The 18,524-nt window shown below is 60.8% G+C and carries 16 protein-coding genes; 4 read left to right on the plus strand and 12 right to left on the minus strand.

Annotation, left to right across the window (positions count from 1 at the left end; all coding sequences use genetic code 11):
• Position 1: 1 nt before the first annotated feature.
• From IEI95_RS05215 to IEI95_RS05270, 12 genes are all read right to left on the minus strand, one after another.
• Entirely contained in the window at positions 2-487 is a 486-nt protein-coding gene (locus IEI95_RS05215) for a (2Fe-2S)-binding protein (protein WP_156532623.1), read from the minus strand.
• Entirely contained in the window at positions 484-3,630 is a 3,147-nt protein-coding gene (locus IEI95_RS05220; protein ID WP_156532763.1) for a molybdopterin cofactor-binding domain-containing protein, read from the minus strand. Before IEI95_RS05220 ends, IEI95_RS05215 begins: the two co-directional genes overlap by 4 nt.
• On the minus strand, positions 3,630-4,496 hold the full coding sequence (locus IEI95_RS05225) for an aromatic ring-hydroxylating dioxygenase subunit alpha (RefSeq protein ID WP_156532622.1): 867 nt from the start codon (positions 4,494-4,496) through the stop codon (positions 3,630-3,632). The genes IEI95_RS05220 and IEI95_RS05225 overlap by 1 nt, the downstream gene beginning before the upstream one ends.
• Positions 4,493-5,887: an amidohydrolase family protein gene (locus tag IEI95_RS05230; RefSeq protein ID WP_156532621.1), complete on the minus strand. Its 1,395-nt coding sequence runs from the start codon at positions 5,885-5,887 to the stop codon at positions 4,493-4,495. Before IEI95_RS05230 ends, IEI95_RS05225 begins: the two co-directional genes overlap by 4 nt.
• Positions 5,888-5,932: 45 nt before the next feature.
• Positions 5,933-7,513 carry a GMC family oxidoreductase gene (locus IEI95_RS05235; RefSeq protein WP_234890980.1) on the minus strand — a complete coding sequence of 527 codons (1,581 nt, stop codon included), beginning with the start codon at positions 7,511-7,513 and terminating at the stop codon, positions 5,933-5,935.
• Between the two features lie 13 nt (positions 7,514-7,526).
• A complete protein-coding gene (locus IEI95_RS05240) occupies positions 7,527-8,135 on the minus strand; it encodes a thiamine pyrophosphate-dependent enzyme (protein WP_060717304.1) in 609 nt (202 codons plus the stop codon).
• Positions 8,132-8,632, minus strand: a complete 501-nt coding sequence (locus tag IEI95_RS05245) for a thiamine pyrophosphate-binding protein (protein ID WP_156532620.1) — start codon at positions 8,630-8,632, stop codon at positions 8,132-8,134. Before IEI95_RS05245 ends, IEI95_RS05240 begins: the two co-directional genes overlap by 4 nt.
• 93 nt (positions 8,633-8,725) lie before the next feature.
• A complete protein-coding gene (locus tag IEI95_RS05250; protein ID WP_156532759.1) occupies positions 8,726-9,676 on the minus strand; it encodes a LysR family transcriptional regulator in 951 nt (316 codons plus the stop codon).
• Positions 9,676-11,475, minus strand: a complete 1,800-nt coding sequence (locus tag IEI95_RS05255; protein ID WP_156532619.1) for an adenine deaminase — start codon at positions 11,473-11,475, stop codon at positions 9,676-9,678. Before IEI95_RS05255 ends, IEI95_RS05250 begins: the two co-directional genes overlap by 1 nt.
• 197 nt (positions 11,476-11,672) lie before the next feature.
• A complete protein-coding gene (locus IEI95_RS05260) occupies positions 11,673-12,305 on the minus strand; it encodes a glutathione S-transferase family protein (RefSeq protein WP_156532618.1) in 633 nt (210 codons plus the stop codon).
• Positions 12,305-12,997 carry a Rieske 2Fe-2S domain-containing protein gene (locus IEI95_RS05265; protein ID WP_156532617.1) on the minus strand — a complete coding sequence of 231 codons (693 nt, stop codon included), beginning with the start codon at positions 12,995-12,997 and terminating at the stop codon, positions 12,305-12,307. The genes IEI95_RS05260 and IEI95_RS05265 overlap by 1 nt, the downstream gene beginning before the upstream one ends.
• Positions 12,998-13,049: 52 nt before the next feature.
• The gene (locus IEI95_RS05270) at positions 13,050-13,283 is read right to left on the minus strand and encodes a hypothetical protein (RefSeq protein ID WP_156532616.1); all 234 of its coding nucleotides are present in this window, start codon (positions 13,281-13,283) and stop codon (positions 13,050-13,052) included.
• Positions 13,284-13,756: 473 nt separating this feature from the next.
• Here IEI95_RS05270 and IEI95_RS05275 point away from each other — a divergent pair, with 473 nt between their 5' ends.
• From IEI95_RS05275 to IEI95_RS05290, 4 genes are all read left to right on the plus strand, one after another.
• Positions 13,757-14,869: a BMP family ABC transporter substrate-binding protein gene (locus IEI95_RS05275; protein ID WP_194416121.1), complete on the plus strand. Its 1,113-nt coding sequence runs from the start codon at positions 13,757-13,759 to the stop codon at positions 14,867-14,869.
• Positions 14,870-14,942: 73 nt separating this feature from the next.
• On the plus strand, positions 14,943-16,538 hold the full coding sequence (locus IEI95_RS05280; RefSeq protein WP_194416123.1) for an ABC transporter ATP-binding protein: 1,596 nt from the start codon (positions 14,943-14,945) through the stop codon (positions 16,536-16,538).
• Positions 16,531-17,577, plus strand: coding sequence for an ABC transporter permease (locus IEI95_RS05285; RefSeq protein ID WP_194416125.1), 1,047 nt, complete (start codon positions 16,531-16,533; stop codon positions 17,575-17,577). The genes IEI95_RS05280 and IEI95_RS05285 overlap by 8 nt, the downstream gene beginning before the upstream one ends.
• Before the next feature lie 11 nt (positions 17,578-17,588).
• Positions 17,589-18,524, plus strand: a complete 936-nt coding sequence (locus tag IEI95_RS05290; RefSeq protein ID WP_194416126.1) for an ABC transporter permease — start codon at positions 17,589-17,591, stop codon at positions 18,522-18,524.

Consider the following 18,524-nt stretch of genomic DNA (forward strand, 5'->3'; position numbering starts at 1 on the left):
GTCAGTCTCCGGAAATGGCGTGTGCGGCGCGAATGCGGCAAGCGGCATTCAACGCCCCTCTGATGATCGAATGATAGCCGGTGCAGCGACAGAGATTGCCCTCCAGACCGGCGCGAATGTCCTTTTCCGCAGCCTGCGGGTTGTCGGCAAACAAGGCCACCAGCGCCAGCGAAAATCCCGGCGCGCAATAGCCGCACTGAAAAGCGTTTTCCTCTGCCAGCCCTTCACGCACCGCCTCTCCCAGTGGATGGGAGGCCAGCCCTTCCGCCGTCAGAATGTCGGCACCTTCAATCTGCCAGGCCATCAGCAGACAGGCATTGGCAAGCCTGCCATTCAACAGCACGCTACAGGCACCGCAGCGGCCAATGGCGCAGGCAAGCTTGGTGGCGGTCAGATACAGCTTGTCACGCAAGATCTCCGTGAGCCGCGTCTCCGGCTGGCAATCCACAGTGACCCTCTCGCCATTCAGTGTGAAGCCCAGGTTCATGCTAACACCGAGAGATGCGTGAGAAGCGTTTCCGGCCCGACAGGCATGACCGGTGGCCAATAGCCGGTGGCAGCCGCTATGGCATTGGCGATCGCCGGTGTGACCGCACCGATACCGAGTTCGCCGACCCCGCGCGGACCAAGCGCGTCGCCGGGATCGAGATCGTCAAGCGCAAAGACATGCAGACCGAGCGGGGCATCCTGAATGCCGGGTAGCATATAAGTGTCGAAATTGCCGGTCAGATAGGCGGCATCCTGCATCGGGCAATCCTCCGTTAGCGTGAAGCCCAGCCCTTGCACCGAGCCACCCTCCAATTGACCGAGATAGGCGGCAAGATCGATGATCGGTCCGGCGGCGGAATGCTGGTGAAGATCAAGCACCCGCACTTCTCCCGTCACCCGGCTGACCGCAACACGCGCCAGCGAAGCGCCGAAGGCAAAGATATAGCGGGCATTGGCATCCGTATAATCGGTCTTTGGAAAATCAAACGTCACCGTCACGCTTGGCAAATCCTTCTCCGGCAAGGCGGCGGCGAGATCAGCATAGGGCAGCAAAATTGTGCCGCTATGGGTGCCGTATTCCGCAAATCCGCCGGGTGCCAGAACCAGTTGTTCAGGCTCGCAGCCAAGCAATCCCGCCGCCGCACGGCACATTTGTCTGCGAAATTCAGGAGCGGCCAGCCGCACCGAGGCCCAAACGACATGGCTTCCACGCGAGGCGGTGGTGGAACCGGAATCCGGTGCCAGCAATGTATCTCCGACAAGCGGGAGCACATCTTGACGCGCGCAACCTAATTCGGCGGAAATGGCCGCGCAGATTGCCGGTAAAAGCCCCTGCCCCATTTCGTCCAACCCGAATGCACCTTCGATCAAACCCTGCTTCGTCAGCGCAAGCCTCCCCGCCGCTGGATCGGGAATGACCGATCCAAGACCATTGCCCTGATAATTCAGCGCCATGCCGGTGCCGATTATCCACTCCTGATCAGCACCAATCCCCTGCGGTTTGCGCCAAAGCACAGAGGCCGTGGCGGCCGCCAGCATTTCTTCCAGTCGTTCGCTGGTCGACACGACCTGCCCTAAATAGCCGGGAGAGCCTGGCTGTCGCAGATTGCGCCTGCGGATCTCCAGAGGCGAGAGGCCGCACAGTGCTGCCAGCCTGTCCATCTGGCACTCCACCGCAAATGTCATCTGGTTGGCGCCGAAACCGCGAAAAGCGCCGCAAAGTCCGTTATTGGTATAGGCGAGACGGCCCCGCGTGGTGATATTGCCCACCACATAAGGGCCGATGGCATGTTCCAGCGCCGTTTCCAGAACGCTCGGGCCAAGCGAAGCGTAAGCCCCCGCATCCGCCACCAGATCGACCTGCTGGGCCAGCAAAACACCTTGCGCGTCGCAGGCAGTTTTCATGCGGATCTTCATCGGGTGGCGCTTTTGACCGGCGAGCATGGACTCCGCCCGCGACAAATGTAGCCTGACAGGCCGCCTTGCCTTCAGCGCCAGAAGCGCCAGCACCGGCTGAACAGAAAGCTCATCCTTGCCGCCAAAAGCACCGCCGGTCGGCGACGTCACCACCCTGATATCGTCTTCGGCCAAAGCAAGGATACGCGACAATTGCAGCCGGTCACGCCCGCCATGCTGGCCGCCAGCGCACATGTTCAGCCGCCTATCCGGCCCGACAAACGCATAGCCACCCTCCGTCTCCATGAAGCCATGCATCTGGCGGGGCGTGACATAGGTTTCTTCGATGACATGGGCGGCCTTGGCAAAGCCTTCGACAATATCGCCACGGGTGAAGAGAATTTCCCGCTGGAGATTGCCGCTTTCGTGCACCCGTTCTGCCTGCGGCTCCAGCGCCGCTTCCATATCATCCACGACAGGCAGCGGCGCGTAGCGGACCTCGATCAGCGACAACGCCTTTTGCGCCGTCTCTTCATCGATTGCCGCGACCGCCGCGACCGGATCGCCACGATGGCGCACCTTGTCGAAGCATAGTGCCGGTTGGTCCTGGACCACGATACCAAAAGCATTCAGCCCCGGCACGTCGCGATGCGTGACAACAGCGACAACGCCCGGCAACGCTTCTGCCGCCACTGTGTCGATGGACAGGATACGCGCATGGGCGACCCCGGCGCGCAGGATGCGGCCGACCAGCATGCCCTCCTCCCGATAATCGGTCAGATAGGCCAATTCGCCCCGGATCTTCTGCTCCACATCCGGGCGAATATGCCAGCGGTCTGGCATCCGTAGGCGCTCAAGCGCCAGTTCGCCTTCCGGTGGGCGGGCAAACTCGATAGGTAAGGCGACAGGACAGTCCGGGATGCGTCCGGGCAGAAAGCCACCGAGTCCGAAGGTCAGGGCATTCGCCGCAACGTGGCGACGATAGGCAGCAGAGCGAAATGCGTCGCCCAGCACGTGCATTGTCTCAATCAAGCAGGGATGAACCTGCGCCCAATCGATCCCGTCCTCGGCAGCACCAGCCGCTAGCACTTCAGCCTCATGCATACGAGCGGGCAGCACAATGCCGCCGCCCACGGCAAACCGCACCGCAGCGGCACCGCTCCGACCCGCTATGAGGCGACCTGCCACATTGATGACACTGGGGCTGAAGGCTGTTCTCAAACCGATCTTGCGGAATGTGAAGCACTCCTGCGGTTCCTGGGGCGCGATCAAAATAGCCGTCAGGATCGCGGCAGGCTGCGCTGCGTCGGCCAGCCAGTCTTCCAGCGATACGCTGAAGCCTTGAGGATAGGCGGCAAATTCCAGAACAGCATCCAGCGCCAGCAGTGCGGGCAAAAGGCAACCGGCCCGCCCGGCTATATTGCCGCCAAGCGTGGCGAGAGTGCGCACAGCGGGGCTTGCCACCCATTTGACGGCGGCATGCAGCAGGGGCAAAGCCATAGCAAGATCACGCGATGCCAGAAGATTGGCAAGCGTCGTCATCGCACCGATGCGAACGAGCCCATCGGCCTCCACAATACCCGATAGCGAAGCGGAAAGCCCGCTGAGGCTGATCATACGCTCCGGCTTCGTCAGCCCCTTCGCCCATTCCAGTTGCAACGCCGTCGCTCCGGCGACGATGCGCGCGCCCGGCTGCTGCGCCTCAGCGATTGCCAGGTCCAGCGTTTTCGGGGCCAGCACCTCCATCATCCGGCTCCTGCGGTCGTGCCGAAACGGAGGCCTTTTTCCTTCAGCCAGCGACGATAGGCAATGGAGGAAGAATCGGCCCTTGTCGGGATTTCAGCGCGCGGCTCAAGCGGCAGCAGCAAGGGGCGCTGGTTTTCAACGATGATCCGATCCTGAAGGAAAATCACCTGCTCGAAATTGAGGAGTGCCGTGTGCGGCGAGACGGTATCGACCAGATACATCACCGGCTGGGCGCGGCAGAGCCCGTCCTCCATCGGCTGGATGAACAGGGCAATCGCATCGAGCCGGTCCGGCGATGTGGGACAGACCCGGTAGAGCATCACCACGAAGGGCGATGGCACCCGGTAGGTCAGGTGCACAAAATCGCCGTCGCTTTCGGTCGCGGCAATGCGCGGCTGGAAAAACGTGCAATTGGTCGCCCAGACCTCATCCACATCACGGCGGATTTCAGACAGATAGTGCGGCACTTCAGTATACGGCTCAGACCCGAGAATATCGGTATGCACGAAGGGAAAATGCGCCATATCGAGGAAATTCTCGACGACGCGCAGACCCGATGCCCGCATCGTCACCCAACCGCACAGCACGAACCGGCGATCCGCCTCTTCCGCTTCCACGATATCGACAATGTCCTTTCCCGGTGTGCCAAGCGTGGTAAACAGGCAGCCGTATTTGACCTGGAAGGGCAAGGCCGGTCCATAGCAGCCGTCCAGGCCCGCCTCGCGCACCAGCGGCGCACCATCCGTGTTCAGCCGATATTCGATCTGCTGGCCCAGTAGCTTTGTTTTCACCGGCTGGGGCGTGAGATCTCCGGCAGTGGCGATCGCATACCAATCGTCAAGCGCGACCCGGTCGGTCGTCTTCATTTGACACCCTCCGCTTCGCTGATCCATTGCTTGGTGCCGCCGCCGTTTTCGGCAAGCCATGCGGCGCGGCGGGCAAAATGTGCAGGCGCCATGCCATGGATATTGGCAATGATCGCCTTGATGTCACCGGTCTTCAGCACGCCATCCTCCACGATCACCTGACCATCCACCATGGTCATGGCGACATCGCCGCCGCGCACCGCATGGACGAGATTGTGCTGCACATTAAAATAGGGACCGTCGGCAAACAGTGGCGTCATGCGCGGCGTATCGGTGCGCACGGCAATGATATCAGCACGCTTTCCGACTTCGATAGAGCCGATTTCATCCTCAAGACCGATAGCTCTTGCGCCGAGAATGGTCGCCATGCGCAGGCATTGCCAACTATCCATGGCGGCGGCATCGCGGTGGCGCAGTTTGCCGAGCAGGGATGCGGTCTTCATCTCCTCGAACATGTCGAAATTGTTGTTTTCCTTTTCGCCATCCGTGCCAAGGCCGACCGGAATGCCAGCGGCCAGCATATCGGCAATCGGTGCAATGCCGGAGGCGAGCTTCATGTTCGACACCGGATTATGAGCGACCGAGACATTGTATCTGGCAATCAGCTCGATTTCCGCCTCATCCAGCCAGACGGCATGGGCCAGCATGGTGCGCGGCGTCTCGAAGAAGCCGAGATCCTCCAGAACATGCATGGGGCGCTTGCCATAGGTGTCGATAAAACCGCCAACCTCGACTTCCGCTTCCGAACAATGGGTGTGAAAGCCGGTGTTATGCTGCTTGGCCATGGCGATGGCCCGCTGTTGGCCAGCCGCATCGGCATAAAACAGATGTTCCAGCCCGACCCAGACATTGATGCGGCCCCCCGCCTTGCGATGCCAGGTCTCAATCATCTCCTCATTGTTGTCGAGCGTTTCGAAATAATTGTAATCGGGATGCTCACCAACATACGGAACAGCAACAAGGCGCGTGCCGATGGACTGTGCGGCCCGGGCGCTGCCATCCATATAGCGCCACATATCGACAACAGTCGTCGTGCCAGACAGCGCGGATTCGGCATAGCACAGAAAGGACGCCGTCTCCGCTTCATGCGGCAGAAGCACGCGGTGCATCGGGTTGATATGGATGGTCAGCCAGTCCCAGACCGGCAAATGTTCCGCCGTGCCGCGCAGGAAGCCGGAATGGGCATGGGCGTTGATCAGCCCCGGCATCAGCAGGGCATTGTCGATTTTCTTGACCGGCAGAGCCGGATGGCTGGCCTTCACTGTCTCCAGCGAACCGACCGCCAGGATACGACCGTCCTCAATGGCAACCGCACCACCTGGGATGACGCTGTTTTTGGCATCCATGGTCAACAGAGTGTCGGCGGTGACGATCATTGCGCTCGAAGTCATGCTCATCTCCAGGATCTTCCTTCTGCCCTTCTGGGCATGCAAATTTCACGCCGCCTGCATCAGGAACGCGGCGGCGCGCTCACCAATCATCGTCACCGGCGCATGGGTGTTGCAGGTCGGAATAATGGGGATGACCGAAGCATCGGCAATCGTCAGCCCGGCAAGGCCATGCACCCGCAACCGGCTATCCACCACCGCCATCTCGTCGCTGCCCATCTTGGCCGTGCCGACGGGATGAAAGAAAGTGGAACAGCCGTTGCGAATAAAATCCCGAAGGCCTTCCCTCGACAGTTTTGTGTCTGGCGCGGCAAACCCATCAAACAGCGCAGCGAAAGCCGGTGTCTGCGCCAGAGCCATCACTGTCTCAATGGCCAGAAGCGTCGCATCCAAATCAGCAGGGTCTGCAAAGTAATTCGGCTGGATCTCCAGCGGGCCAAAAGGATCGGCAGACAGCAAGCGCAGATATCCGATGCTTGTCGAGCGCATCAGGCCCGCCCCCATCGAAAACACCGGACCGGACATGTCGTAAAGAGCGCGCAGCGCAGGCGTAGCGCTATTGCCCTGCACCGGAAAGGCATGAACATCCGGTTGGCCGAGATGGGCAGATGATTTCCAATTCATCATCGTGCCACCGCCATTATCGAGCACATCGCCCAGCGGCATTTTCGACCGGCAGACCACGGCCTGCACCAGCGGATGATCCTGAAGATTGCGCCCGACGCCGGGAAGGGCATGATTGAGCGGAATGCCCAGCCGTTTCAACGCCTCGGGATCGCCAATGCCTGAAAGCATCAACAGACGCGGCGTATCGAAAACACCAGCCGCCAGCACCACCTGGCTTTGGGCAAGGGTCTCAACTGTCTTGCCGTCCACCAGATGGCGAATGCCCGTGCAACGACCCTTTTCGACCATCAGGCCGATAACCTGCGAGCCGGTCAGCACGGTCAGGCGCGGATGATCGAGGATCGGATAGAGATAGCCCTCAGCCGAACTCCAGCGCTTGCCATCGACAATATTGAAATTCGAGGGGCAGGCACCCTCATTGCTTGGTCCGTTCGGATCATCGATTACGGGAATGCCGAGATCGGCAGCGCCCTCCATCATCGCCCGGGCCACCGGATGGAGTGTCTTGCTGGTCGTGATCTTCAGCGGACCGCCAGCACCACGCCAGCGGCTTTCGCCCCCTTGCCAATCCTCGGCCTTCTTGAAGAATGGCAACACATCCTCAAAGGACCAGCCCTCGCAGCCAGCGGCCTGCCAGGCGTTATAGTCATTTGAATGGCCGCGATACCACATCATCGCATTGATCGCCGAAGAGCCGCCCAACACTTTACCCCGCGGAATGCCAATCCTATGGCCATTGACGCGAGAGGTGGGCGCATAATCATAGCCCCAGTCCCAGCGTCCGCGCCCCAGCGGCACCCATTGGCGGGGATCGTCAATCTCGGCCATGCCGATCCCCGGTTCGCCTGCCTCGACCAGCAACACGGTCGCATCCGTGCCATCGATCAGGCGACGCACCACCGGCAAGCCACCGGAGCCAGCGCCGACGACGATATAGTCATAGGCTTTTTGCAGCGGGCGTTGTGGCAAGAGGGGCCGTGCTTCAGTCATCGTATTGGACATGGGGACATCGGCCTCAATTGTGCTCGCTCGGTCCCATGATGACGATGCCCTCGCTGGCCTCGACATGGCGCACGAAGATATATTTGTCCTCGCGCCCATCCGAATGCTTGCGCTTGATATCCGGCTGCACGGTGCCTGCCACCTTGGCAACCACCACATAGGGAACATCCGCCTTCAGTCCCGCCTCGCAATGGGCCTCGAACTCTTCCAGCGTGCGGGCGGTAAAGGCATTGTCGATCCCGGCACCGCGAGCAATGGCGGCAATATCCACCCGCCCGAAAGCCGTGTGGGTCGGCGGACCGCCAATCGACTGGTAGCACTCATTGTCCCAGACGACGATGAACAGGTTTTTCGGCTGTTCATTGCCAAGGGTGGCGAGAATGCCGAGGTTGAACATCATGCCGCCATCGGTATCGAGCGAAATGATCCGGCGATGCGGAAGCCCTGCCGCCAACCCGAAGGCCTGCGGCGTGACGCAGCCAAGCTGCTGCTGGAACAGGCTGGCTTGGCGCATATGCGGGGCGGCGTTATACCATTCATCAACGGAGGCCCCGAGCGACAGGATGACAAGCTCGTTTTCCAGCCGCGCGGCCAGCAGCTTCATGCAATCATATCGCTTCATCGGACGATGCTCCCGCCAAGGGCGATGGCCGAGTGGTAGTAGGCATTGTAGGACCAATTATAGGCATCCACGATCGATTGCTCGATTTCGTCTTCCTCGCGCACCACCCGGTAGGGAATGCGCAACGCATTCAGCACCGGCTCCATGGTGATGCCGTGGGGAATGGCCCACCAGTTGTTTTCACCCAGTTCGCCGCGATAGCTCATCAGCATGACGACCGGAATACCAGCCCCCAGCCCCATGCGGGCCAGCGGTTCGACGGAAGCCCGCAGACCGGAATTTTCCATGACCAGCGCCGCCCGCTTGCCAGAGAGAAACACGCCCCCGCAGATTGCCGCCCCCTCGCCCTCATTGGTGACACGGATGGTGCGGATCTCAGGATCGGCATCCAGCGCCGGATACAATTCCTTAAACAGGGAGTCGGGCAGGTAGCAAACGACACTGACCCCGGCTTTCTTGAGGCCGCGGATAACGGCATCGACGGATGATGGTTTCATGGTGATCCCTCGTTTCCGCGTGAGGTTCGCAAACCGAAAGTGTTTCGAATAGACGGCATTTTTCGACGCAAGTGATGCGCAAAAGGCAACATGTTACGATAGGTCTCGCGGCACATGTCCTGCCGCCTGGGCAAGCTGTTCGACCGATTGCTCCAGCAGCCGCCCCAGCGCCGAGGCCGCATCCGACATCTCCTTGGCCGAGCGCGACAGCAACAGCAGCTTGCGGTTCGGCAAGCGGCTGTCGGAGAGCGGCACGAAGACCAGCGACCCCTCCGCCAGTTCCTGTTCCACGCCGACCCGGGTCTGCAAGACAAGGCCGAGATTGCGCCTCGCCAATTCCACCATCAGGCCGATGGAATTGGTCCGTGAGCGGTGCGAGAGATCCACCAGCGACCGGTTCAACGCTTCCTCTACCGAAGCGCCCAGCGTCAGGCTGGCATCCGAGAGGATCACCCGCAGATTGGCGAGATCAAACAGCTTGATTTCCGTGCGCTTGGCCATGTCACTGTCCGGCAGGGCCAGAACACCGATTGGCAGCGAGACGCTGGCAATGCGGCGCACAGTGCGCGGCACGCGCACGTCGAAAATGACCGCGAGATCGCATTCGCCCTCGGCCACGGCATTGGCCGCCTGCTGCGAGGCCATGACCTTGATATCGACGGTAATCGCCGGATGCCGGCTCCAGAATGCCTCCAGCGCCGCTGGCAACAGGCCTCTCGCCACGCTTTCCACCACAGCCACAGAAACAGTGCCTCGGTGCAGCCCGTGCAGATCGTTGATTTCGGCGCAGGCGCGGCTGAGTTCCGACAGCGACGCTTTGGCGTGATACAGCAGCAATTCACCGGCGCTGGTCAGTTTCAGGCGCTGGCGCACCCGGTCAAACAGCGGCGTGCCGATTTCCTCTTCCAATTGGCGCAGAATGCGGCTGACGGAAGAGGGTGCGACATTGAGGGCAAGGGCAGCCTGGCGGATCGAGCCCAGCCGCGCCACCAGCTGGAAATAATGGATGCGCGTTGCAACCAGGCCCAGCCGGTAGGCATCCATCACGCTGCCTCAAAGGGTGGCACGATCACCATTTGCGGCACCGTCACCAGGCCCTTGTCGGTGATGCGGATTTCGGGGATCACCGACAGCGGGATCAGGTTGAACCCCATATAGGGAATGGTGCAGCCAGCCTTTTCCCACTCCACTTTCAAGGCCTGGACTTCGGCTGCCACTTCATGCACCCGCTTGTCGGACATCAGGCCCGCCACCGGCAGCGGCACCATGGCCGTCACCGTGCCGTCCTGCACCACACACACCCCGCCCTGATGGGATTCAATGGCGCGCAAAGCCACCTGCATATCGGCCTCATTGGTACCGGCGATGATGATATTGTGGCTGTCATGACCGACAGAAGAGGCAACGGCACCGCTTTTCAGCGCGAAATTGGAAAGAAGCGCATGCGCCACATTGCCCGGCGATTTGCCGTGCCGCTCAATCACCGTCACGAAGCACAGGCCGTGGCGGGCAAAATGCGTTTCCCAGTCATTGGCCGGTTCCAGCTCGATCTTCTCGTGTCCGAGGATGATGCCGGGCAATTCGGTGCGGATCGTGTTGGCGATAACTTTACCACTCGGCAGATCCGGGGTCAGCTTCACCACGTCAGGCAGTTTGACTGTGTGATAAGCGGCATCGGGATAGCGCCAGCGGCTGGAAAGGGCGGCATCGAGAACCGGAGTAATCTTTTTATGGTCAACGACCAGTTCGCCGCCATACCAGGTGCTGACCGGTTCAAGGTCGTCATTCAAAAGCACCAGATCGGCCCGGCGACCGCCGCCCAACCCGCCGATCTCCCCGTCCATGCCAAACCGTGTCGCGCCATGCAGCGAGCCCATGGCCCAGGCTTGCTCCCGGCTCATGCCCGCGCGCCGTGCCTCGCGCACCACCCAGTCGAGACCGAAGGCCAGCAGGTCCTCTGCATCGCGGTCATCGGTGCAGACGGCGATGCGCTTATGCGAAGCGCCAAGCTCGGTCACCGTGCGGATCGCCTCCGGTAGCGAATGCCAGGGCGTGGTTGGCGGGCCGCCGCGCAGAAACAGCCAGATCCCCGCCTCCAGCATGTCATCGGCTATATCGCGGTCGATGGCTTCATGCGTGTCAGTGACGCCGGATGCGGCATAGGCCGAGACGAATTCACGGCCATAGACATGCCCGGAAACCGGCCTGCCCCGGGAAAGCGCTGCGGCCAGAATAGCATGGGCGCGCTCATCACCCATGGTGACGGGGACGAAATCCATCTTCTCGCCCAGCGCCACCGCTTCCGGCCATGTGTCGAACAGGGCGGCGATCTTTTCCGCTGTCAGATCCCCACCTGCCGTTTCCAGCTCCGGTGAGGTGGCAGGCACGGTTGAGGGAACGGTGAGGAAAATCGATAGCGGCGCATGACGGGCGTCTTCCAGCATCGCCTCGACACCGGCCACATCCATGACATTGCCGATTTCGTGGCTATCGCAGAAAATCGTCGTCGTACCGTTGAGAAGGGCGGCCTCGGCATAGGCGCAGGCCGTGACCATGCTGGATTCAATATGGATATGCGGATCGACCAGACCCGGCGCGATTATGCCGCCCTGCGCATCATAGCGCGGCACGCCCAAGGCTTTCGAGCTGCCAGCCGGTTTGACGGCGGCGATCCGTCCGCCAGCCAGCCAGATTTCCCTATCCGGCAAAATACGCTCAGAATAGGTGGAGAGAACGCGGGCTCCGGTGATCACCAGATCCGGCGCGGCGCGGCCGGACGCCACATCGGCCAAGTGCCGCGTCATGCCTGCGAGTGGGGCAACGGAAAATCGGGTTAAGGCCATTGGCATGAACTCCTCTGATGGACAGAATGGTGAGATCCGGCGTGCGTCCTGCCGTCACAGTCTGTTCAAGAATTGCTGCTGGCCTGGCGAAAATGGTAATTTCGAGAACCGGAACGGAGCGTACTTAACGTACGTGAGTACCGGAAGCGGAGAAATTGCCATTTGCAGACGGCCAGCGGCGACTATTGGATAGACTGTCAGTGGTAATCAGGTATGCCCGGCATAGTCCGGAAACCGGGGATGCTGCGAAACCGCCTTATCCACCGCCGCAACGCTGGAAATTCATCATGATCGATGCCGTAGTCGCGGCTGAGGGCAAAGCTTGGAAACAGGGCGAGATCGGCAATGGTCGGGCCTGCCCCGGCAAACCATTCGCAGCCATCGAATTGGCGCAGCGTCATGTGGTCGTCCATGACCCGGAAGGCGGCGCGGGATGACGCTTTTAACGCCTCAACATCGCCCGGACCGCCAAACAGCGCCACCCGCCGGGCCGTGACAGCACAGCCAAGCGGCGATGCTGAAAACAACGTCCATTGCATGACGCCTGAAAAGATCGCTGGATCGAGTGGCAGCCATGTGCCGGAGGGGTCATAAGCCCTGGCCAGATGGGCAAGAATGGCCTGGGTGCCGTAAAGCACCTGCTCGCCATCTTTCAGTACCGGAAGCTCCCCCAGCGGATTGAGCGCCAGCATCGCCGGGGTCTGTTCCTCCCGGCCCGGCACCATGTCGATGGCAAGGGTTTGATAGGCCAGACCAAGACAGGACAGCAGCAGCCGCACCCGGTAGCAGTTTTCGTCCAGATCGTAATTGTAAAGCGTGATCGCAGACATCAGGCCACCTGCGCCAAGGCGGAGGGTGCCTCAAGTGTCAGGCGCAGGGCCTCTGCCCAACGGGCAAGCATCGGCCTCAATGCCGCCGATCCTGTGTCGGTCACAAGATGGAGGGCAAGCTTTCCGGCGGAGACCGCCTGAACCGCTGCGGCGACACGCAGATCGCCAGCCTCAAGCCGCCAGGCATTGGCGGTAAGAATCTCGAAACTTGCAGGCAGAATTCCTTCTTTGGTGGGGAGTTGCGTTTCCTTCAGCACATTCATGGCCTGCTGAATGGTACAATCGGCATAAAGGCTGCGCACACTCAAGCCCATTCCAAGATCCGGAATGCTGGCCACATCGGCATGATCGGCAAGCGCTGCCCAGATCACGCCATGGCGCTCCTCGGCGGCATAGGTCGTCACCCGGATGGTCTTTGGCACCTCCAGATCGGGATGGGCCGGGATATGGGTGCATTGCCCCGCCGTATCGTAGGACCATCCGTGGTAGAGACAGGCAATATGGTCGCCCCGCACGAAGCCAAAGCTCATCCGCATACCGCGATGCGGACAGCGGTCTTCCCAGACATGCGCGGCCCCCTTGGCATCGCGCCAGACGACGATCTCCGCACCATCAACCACGGCACCAGCCGAGGTTCCCGGCTCGATAGACGAAGACAGCGCCACCGGCACCCATGCTGTTTCAATGCTCATGACCCCTTCACCTTTCAAAAACTGCCTGTCTCGCACTCTCAAACCTGTGCCATCATGAAAGCCGCCGGACATCCCGCACGATGCAGTCGGTCGGGCCAAGGCTACAGGCCATTTCAAACATATCGACCAAGGCCTCCTGCCCGATGACGCAAACCGCAACCCGGCTTTCGCTGCAAGCCTCGACATCAATGCCAATGTCGAGCCTGCCAGCGCGATGGCGGGCAAAACTCAGGAAACTGTGGCAGTTAAAATCTCCCTCGAACACCAGATTAACCGTCAGGCTCATCACGGTTCCACCATTGCTGGCGCTTCATTTTTCGGCTCAACCTCAGGCTCAATCCTGCGCACTATTTCGTCTCCGATTGACCGTTTCAAACGCATAAGATTAAATCTTGTGCATGCCTTATTTTTATTCAGTCTAACGTCAGGAGAAGCAGGCTTACAAGCATTTTCTTCAGCCAAGCTGTTGCCTTTCACGCATCATCTTGATCAATTTTTTTCGACTATGCGGAACACCGGCGATTTGAAAAGGTCAAAGCCGATTGGAATGGGGTGAACATCAGCGCGGTGAACAACCCAGCGTGTACGACCTCGTCCTACCAAGACCGATGCTGAGGTGGATGCCGAAGCATCGATAGTCGGACTTCGCCATCTGGCACGGTTGTTGCGTCAGAAAGGGCGGCAGGTGGATGCGGATCGCCGCTTTCCAACCGGTAGAGTTCGACAAAACCAGTTCAACAAAAACATATGGGGGTTCCAATGATCGACCTGCGCAGCCTTTCCCGTCGCGGCTTTCTCAACATGGCGGCAGCCGGCAGCGCCTCACTGGCGCTTCCCGGCATGGTGCGCTCTGCCTCAGCCGCCAATACCCTGGCGGCCATAAAGGAAGAGGACGCCGTGATTGGCTTCGGCCATGTCGGCCCGGTGACGGATGAAGGCTGGACCTGGTCGCACCATCAGGGTGTTCTCGCCGTCAAGGAAAAATTCCCCAAGCTGAAGAAGATCCTCGAGGTCGAGAACGTGCCCTATTCAGCGGATGCCACCCGCACCTATCGACAATTCGTGTCGGAAGGCGCGAACATGATTTTCGATACGTCGTCTACCGGCGACTTCCTGCATGACGTGGTGCGCCGTGCCAAGGACACCGCCTTCATGGAATGCAATGGCCATGTGACGATGGATAATCTGGGCTGGTATTATATGGCGCATTGGTATCCGACCTATGTGGTGGGTGTCGCCGCCGGGCATCTGTCGAAAACCGGCAAGCTTGGCTACGTCGCCTCCTTCCCGGTGTCCTCAGTCTATGCCTCGACCAATGCCTTCCTGATGGGGGCGCGCACCGTCAACCCCAATGCCACCTGCCAGACAATCACCATCAATTCCTGGTTTGATCCGCAGGCCGCCGCCCAGGCTGGCACCGCGCTGATCGACAATGGCTGTGACTTCCTGTTCGGCATCATGGACGAGGCCGCCTATCTCCAGGTTGCTGAAAAACGCGGCGTCTGGGCTGCAATGTGGAACACCGACATCCGCCGCTATGGCCCGAATTCCTATGTGTCCTCGATTATTATTGACTTCAAGGAGTTCTATATCGATCAGGTGCGCAAGCGGCTTGCAGGCGAATGGTCGCCTTCAGAAAGCATCTTCGCCATGGGCGCAGGCGTTGACCGTGATACCTGGGGCGCCAAGGTTCCCGCCGAAGTCGGCAAGGCGGCAGATGATATACGCACGAAAATGCTGGGCGGCTGGTCGCCGTTTGTCGGCGAATTGAAGGACGCCAAGGGTGCCGTGCGGGTGGCCAAGGGCCAGAAGATGACCGAACTCGAGCTTTATAATTGGGATTGGTCCGTGGAAGGCGTCACGGGGCTTTAAAGCACCCGACGAAACATAGAGGCCGGGCGATGATGCCCGGCCCTTCGCAGTCTCTCATGCCGGTGTGCCGAGAATGAATGAACATCCTGCGAAATATACAGTGCCGACGGGGGCAGCTCCCCTCGTCCAGTTGAAAGGCATTGCCAAATATTTCCCCGGCGTTATCGCCAATCGCGATGTCGATCTTGAAGTCATGCCCGGTGAGATCCATGCGCTGCTGGGGGAAAATGGCGCGGGCAAATCGACGCTGATGAATATCCTGACCGGCATTTACCAGCCGGATGCGGGCGAGATCATCATCGACGGCTATGCAAGGCAATTTACCGGACCGCAACAGGCGATTGCCGCAGGCATCGGCATGATCCATCAGCATTTCAAGCTGGTGAATGCCTTCACCGTGGCGGAAAACATTCATCTCGGCTGGAGCGAGACGCCGCGCCGCGCCTCTGCCCCGGTTCTGGAGGAGCGCACCGCAGAGCTTGCGGCCAGGTTCAACCTCCAGGTCAAGCCTTCGGCGCGGATAACAGAGCTTTCGACCGGTGAACAGCAGCGGGTCGAAATCCTGCGGGTTCTCGCCCGCAAGGCTCGCGTGCTGATCCTTGATGAGCCAACCGCCGTCCTCACACCGCTTGAAGCACGCGAGCTGTTCAAGGCCTTGCGCGATTTCGCCTCCACCGGCAATGCGGTGATCTTCATCTCCCATAAGCTGGATGAAGTGCTGGAAATTTCCGACCGGGTGACGATCCTGCGCGGCGGGCAAAAGGTCGGCACCGAGCTTTCCGCCGATTGCAGCCCGGCCAAGCTGGCGCGACTGATGGTCGGGCGCGATATCGTGCTAGCCGACATGCGGGGTCGCCCGCAAGGTGCCATGCCGATGTCTGCGACCCCGGTCATGCGGGTCCATTCGATCACGGCGCTGGACGATAGCGAACGGCAAGCCTTGCACGATATTTCCCTTGATCTGCGTGCAGGCGAAATCCTCGGGATTGCCGGGGTAGCAGGCAATGGTCAGCGGGAACTTTCGCAGGTCCTGACCGGCACGCGGCCCATCGCCTCCGGCACCATCGAGATCGACGGCGAAGCGGTTGGCGACGCGAATGCCGCCGATTTTGTGCGGCGCGGCATCGGCCACATCCCGGAAGACCGGCTCCAAAGCGGCTTGGCACCGGGGCTGTCAATCACCGTCAATGCCGTGATGCGCGAATATGGCAAACCGCCGGTCACTGTTGGCGGGCTGTTTCGTCCCTCCGCCGCCAAGGCGCTGGCCCGCAGCATCGCCAGCGTCGCAGAGGTCGCCATCCCGGATTTCGCCATGCCAATCCGCAATCTGTCCGGTGGCAACCAGCAGAGGCTGGTGGCGCGGCGTGAAATGCGGATCGCCACGAAAATCCTGGTCGCCGCCTATCCGAGCCGGGGGCTGGATGTCGGGGCGATCAATACCATGCTGCGCTATATCGTCGATCTGCGCAATGCAGGCGCCGGTATCCTGCTGATCTCGGAGGAGCTTGAAGAATTGCTGAACCTCTCCGACCGCATCGCCGTGCTTTACGAAGGGCGGATCATGGGTATCGTCGAGAATGACAGCACCGATATCGAGCAGATCGGCCTGATGATGGGCGGGCGACAGCTTCAGCCGGGTCAGTTGGCAGGAGGCGCGCAGCATGGCTAGTCTTCGCCTGCAACGCTTCCCTTCAGCGACGCCCACTGCTGCCCTTGGCGCACGCGTGGCGGCCATCGCGCTGGCGCTGCTGATCGCGGGCGTCATTCTGGCCATTGCGGGGAAAAGCCCTGTTAACCTTGGCATTCAGGTGGTTTCGTCCTCGCTCGGTTCCAGTTTCGGCCTGGAAGATCTCGGTCTTCTGGTCATCCCACTGATCCTGACCGGCCTTTCCGTCACGGTCGCGCAACAGATCGGCGCCTGGAATATCGGGGCGGAGGGGCAATTTTACGCAGGTGCCTTCGCCGCAAGCGCCGTAGGCCTTTTTGTGCCGCTGCCGGAAGGCTGGAGCCTGGTGGCGATGTTTTTCGCCGGAGCGGTGGGCGGAAGCGTCTGGATCGTCATTCCGGCCCTTGCCCGTGCCTATGCCAATGTCAACGAGCTGATCACCACGCTGCTGCTGAATTTCGTCGCTATCCTGATGGTCTATTACGTCTCGACGGATGCCTGGCGCGAACGGGGCGGCGTCGCCAATTCCGCCACGCCGCGCATCAAGGCCGAAATGCCGGAATTCTGGGGCCTCGTGCATTGGGGCCTGCCAATTGCCGTGCTTCTCGCGCTGGCCATGGCGGCGCTGCTGGCCTTTACCCGCTGGGGTTATGAGGTGCGGCTGATCGGCTCCAATCCGCACGCCGGAAACTATGCGGGCATCGCCGCCCGCCGTCATCTGATCACCGTCATGCTGCTATCGGGGGCCATCGCCGGTCTGGCGGGCATGCTGGAAGTCACTGGAACGGTGCATCGTCTTCAAGGCGGCATTTCCAACAATTACGGCTATCTCGGTATCATGGTCGCCGTGTTGGCGCGGGGTTCGTGTATCGGGGTTATCCTTGCGGGCGCGCTGATGGCTTTCATTCTCAATTCGGGCATCATTCTGCAAACGCAGGGATTGACAACTTCGACCGTACTGGCAATCACCGGCCTCATCCTCTTCCTGACGGCCATCGGCGACGAGATTTCCCATTACCGCATCGTCCGCGACAAGACCTGAAAGGACCCGCGATGGAACTGTTGACCGGACTTCTGACCACCGCCTTCCTGGCTGGCGGCGTCTTGGCGCTGGCGGCCATGGGCGAAGTGCTGGCGGAGCGGGTCGGCGTCGTCAATCTCGGCGTCGAAGGGCTGATCGCCATGGGAGCGATCACCGCTGTTGCCACCGTCACCGCCTTTCCATCGCCCATCCTCGGCTTTTTGGCGGCGCTTGCCGTCGGCGCCTTGTTCGGCGTGGTGTTTGCCGTGGCGACCGTGACGATCAGGGCCAATCAGGTGCTTTGCGGGCTGGCATTGACCTTGATCGGCACCGGCCTTGCCCAGACGATTGGTAAATCCTATTCCGGCATGCCGGTCCCGGCAACATTCCACGGCGTCAAGATGCCGATGCTCTCGGAGATCCCCATCCTCGGACCGGCCTTTTTCAGCCAGAATATTCTCGTCTACCTGATCTACATCATCCTGCCGGTGGGCCTGTCCTTTCTGATGTTTCGCACCCGCCACGGGCTCAACATGCGCGCCGTTGGCGAAAATCCGGCGGCGGCCGATGCGGCGGGCATTCCGGTCCACCGCATCCGCTTTGCCTATGTCTGCGCGGGCGCGGCACTTGCCTCAGGCGCAGGCGCCTATCTGGTTCTGGCCTTCGTGCCGTCCTGGTCGGATGGTGTGGTGGCCGGGCGCGGCTGGATCGCGGTGGCGCTGGTGATCTTTGCGGGCTACCGGCCCATTCCAGCCGCTCTGTCCGGCCTGCTGTTCGGCTTTATCACAGCGCTCGGCTTCGTTGGACAGGCGCGCGGCTGGCCGATTGCTCCGGCCTTTTTGTCGATGCTTCCCTATGCCGGAACCATCGCCTTCATTATCGTGCCTGTGATCGCCTGGCAGCGCATGCGCCGGTTGATGGCGGCACCCGCCGCCCTTGGCCTGCCCTATTACCGCAGCCTTCGTTGA

The organism is Agrobacterium vitis (assembly GCF_014926405.1).
Classification (GTDB): Bacteria; Pseudomonadota; Alphaproteobacteria; order Rhizobiales; family Rhizobiaceae; genus Allorhizobium; species Allorhizobium vitis_H.

What these genes read in the sequence shown, in the direction of transcription:
- IEI95_RS05215 (WP_156532623.1), bottom strand. Translation starts at nt 487, where the DNA reads ATGAACCTGGGCTTCACACTGAATGGCGAGAGGGTCACTGTGGATTGC.
- IEI95_RS05220 (WP_156532763.1), bottom strand. Translation starts at nt 3,630, where the DNA reads ATGGAGGTGCTGGCCCCGAAAACGCTGGACCTGGCAATCGCTGAGGCG.
- IEI95_RS05225 (WP_156532622.1), bottom strand. Translation starts at nt 4,496, where the DNA reads ATGAAGACGACCGACCGGGTCGCGCTTGACGATTGGTATGCGATCGCC.
- IEI95_RS05230 (WP_156532621.1), bottom strand. Translation starts at nt 5,887, where the DNA reads ATGACTTCGAGCGCAATGATCGTCACCGCCGACACTCTGTTGACCATG.
- IEI95_RS05235 (WP_234890980.1), bottom strand. Translation starts at nt 7,513, where the DNA reads ATGTCCAATACGATGACTGAAGCACGGCCCCTCTTGCCACAACGCCCG.
- IEI95_RS05240 (WP_060717304.1), bottom strand. Translation starts at nt 8,135, where the DNA reads ATGAAGCGATATGATTGCATGAAGCTGCTGGCCGCGCGGCTGGAAAAC.
- IEI95_RS05245 (WP_156532620.1), bottom strand. Translation starts at nt 8,632, where the DNA reads ATGAAACCATCATCCGTCGATGCCGTTATCCGCGGCCTCAAGAAAGCC.
- IEI95_RS05250 (WP_156532759.1), bottom strand. Translation starts at nt 9,676, where the DNA reads ATGGATGCCTACCGGCTGGGCCTGGTTGCAACGCGCATCCATTATTTC.
- IEI95_RS05255 (WP_156532619.1), bottom strand. Translation starts at nt 11,475, where the DNA reads ATGGCCTTAACCCGATTTTCCGTTGCCCCACTCGCAGGCATGACGCGG.
- IEI95_RS05260 (WP_156532618.1), bottom strand. Translation starts at nt 12,305, where the DNA reads ATGTCTGCGATCACGCTTTACAATTACGATCTGGACGAAAACTGCTAC.
- IEI95_RS05265 (WP_156532617.1), bottom strand. Translation starts at nt 12,997, where the DNA reads ATGAGCATTGAAACAGCATGGGTGCCGGTGGCGCTGTCTTCGTCTATC.
- IEI95_RS05270 (WP_156532616.1), bottom strand. Translation starts at nt 13,283, where the DNA reads ATGAGCCTGACGGTTAATCTGGTGTTCGAGGGAGATTTTAACTGCCAC.
- IEI95_RS05275 (WP_194416121.1), top strand. Translation starts at nt 13,757, where the DNA reads ATGATCGACCTGCGCAGCCTTTCCCGTCGCGGCTTTCTCAACATGGCG.
- IEI95_RS05280 (WP_194416123.1), top strand. Translation starts at nt 14,943, where the DNA reads ATGAATGAACATCCTGCGAAATATACAGTGCCGACGGGGGCAGCTCCC.
- IEI95_RS05285 (WP_194416125.1), top strand. Translation starts at nt 16,531, where the DNA reads ATGGCTAGTCTTCGCCTGCAACGCTTCCCTTCAGCGACGCCCACTGCT.
- IEI95_RS05290 (WP_194416126.1), top strand. Translation starts at nt 17,589, where the DNA reads ATGGAACTGTTGACCGGACTTCTGACCACCGCCTTCCTGGCTGGCGGC.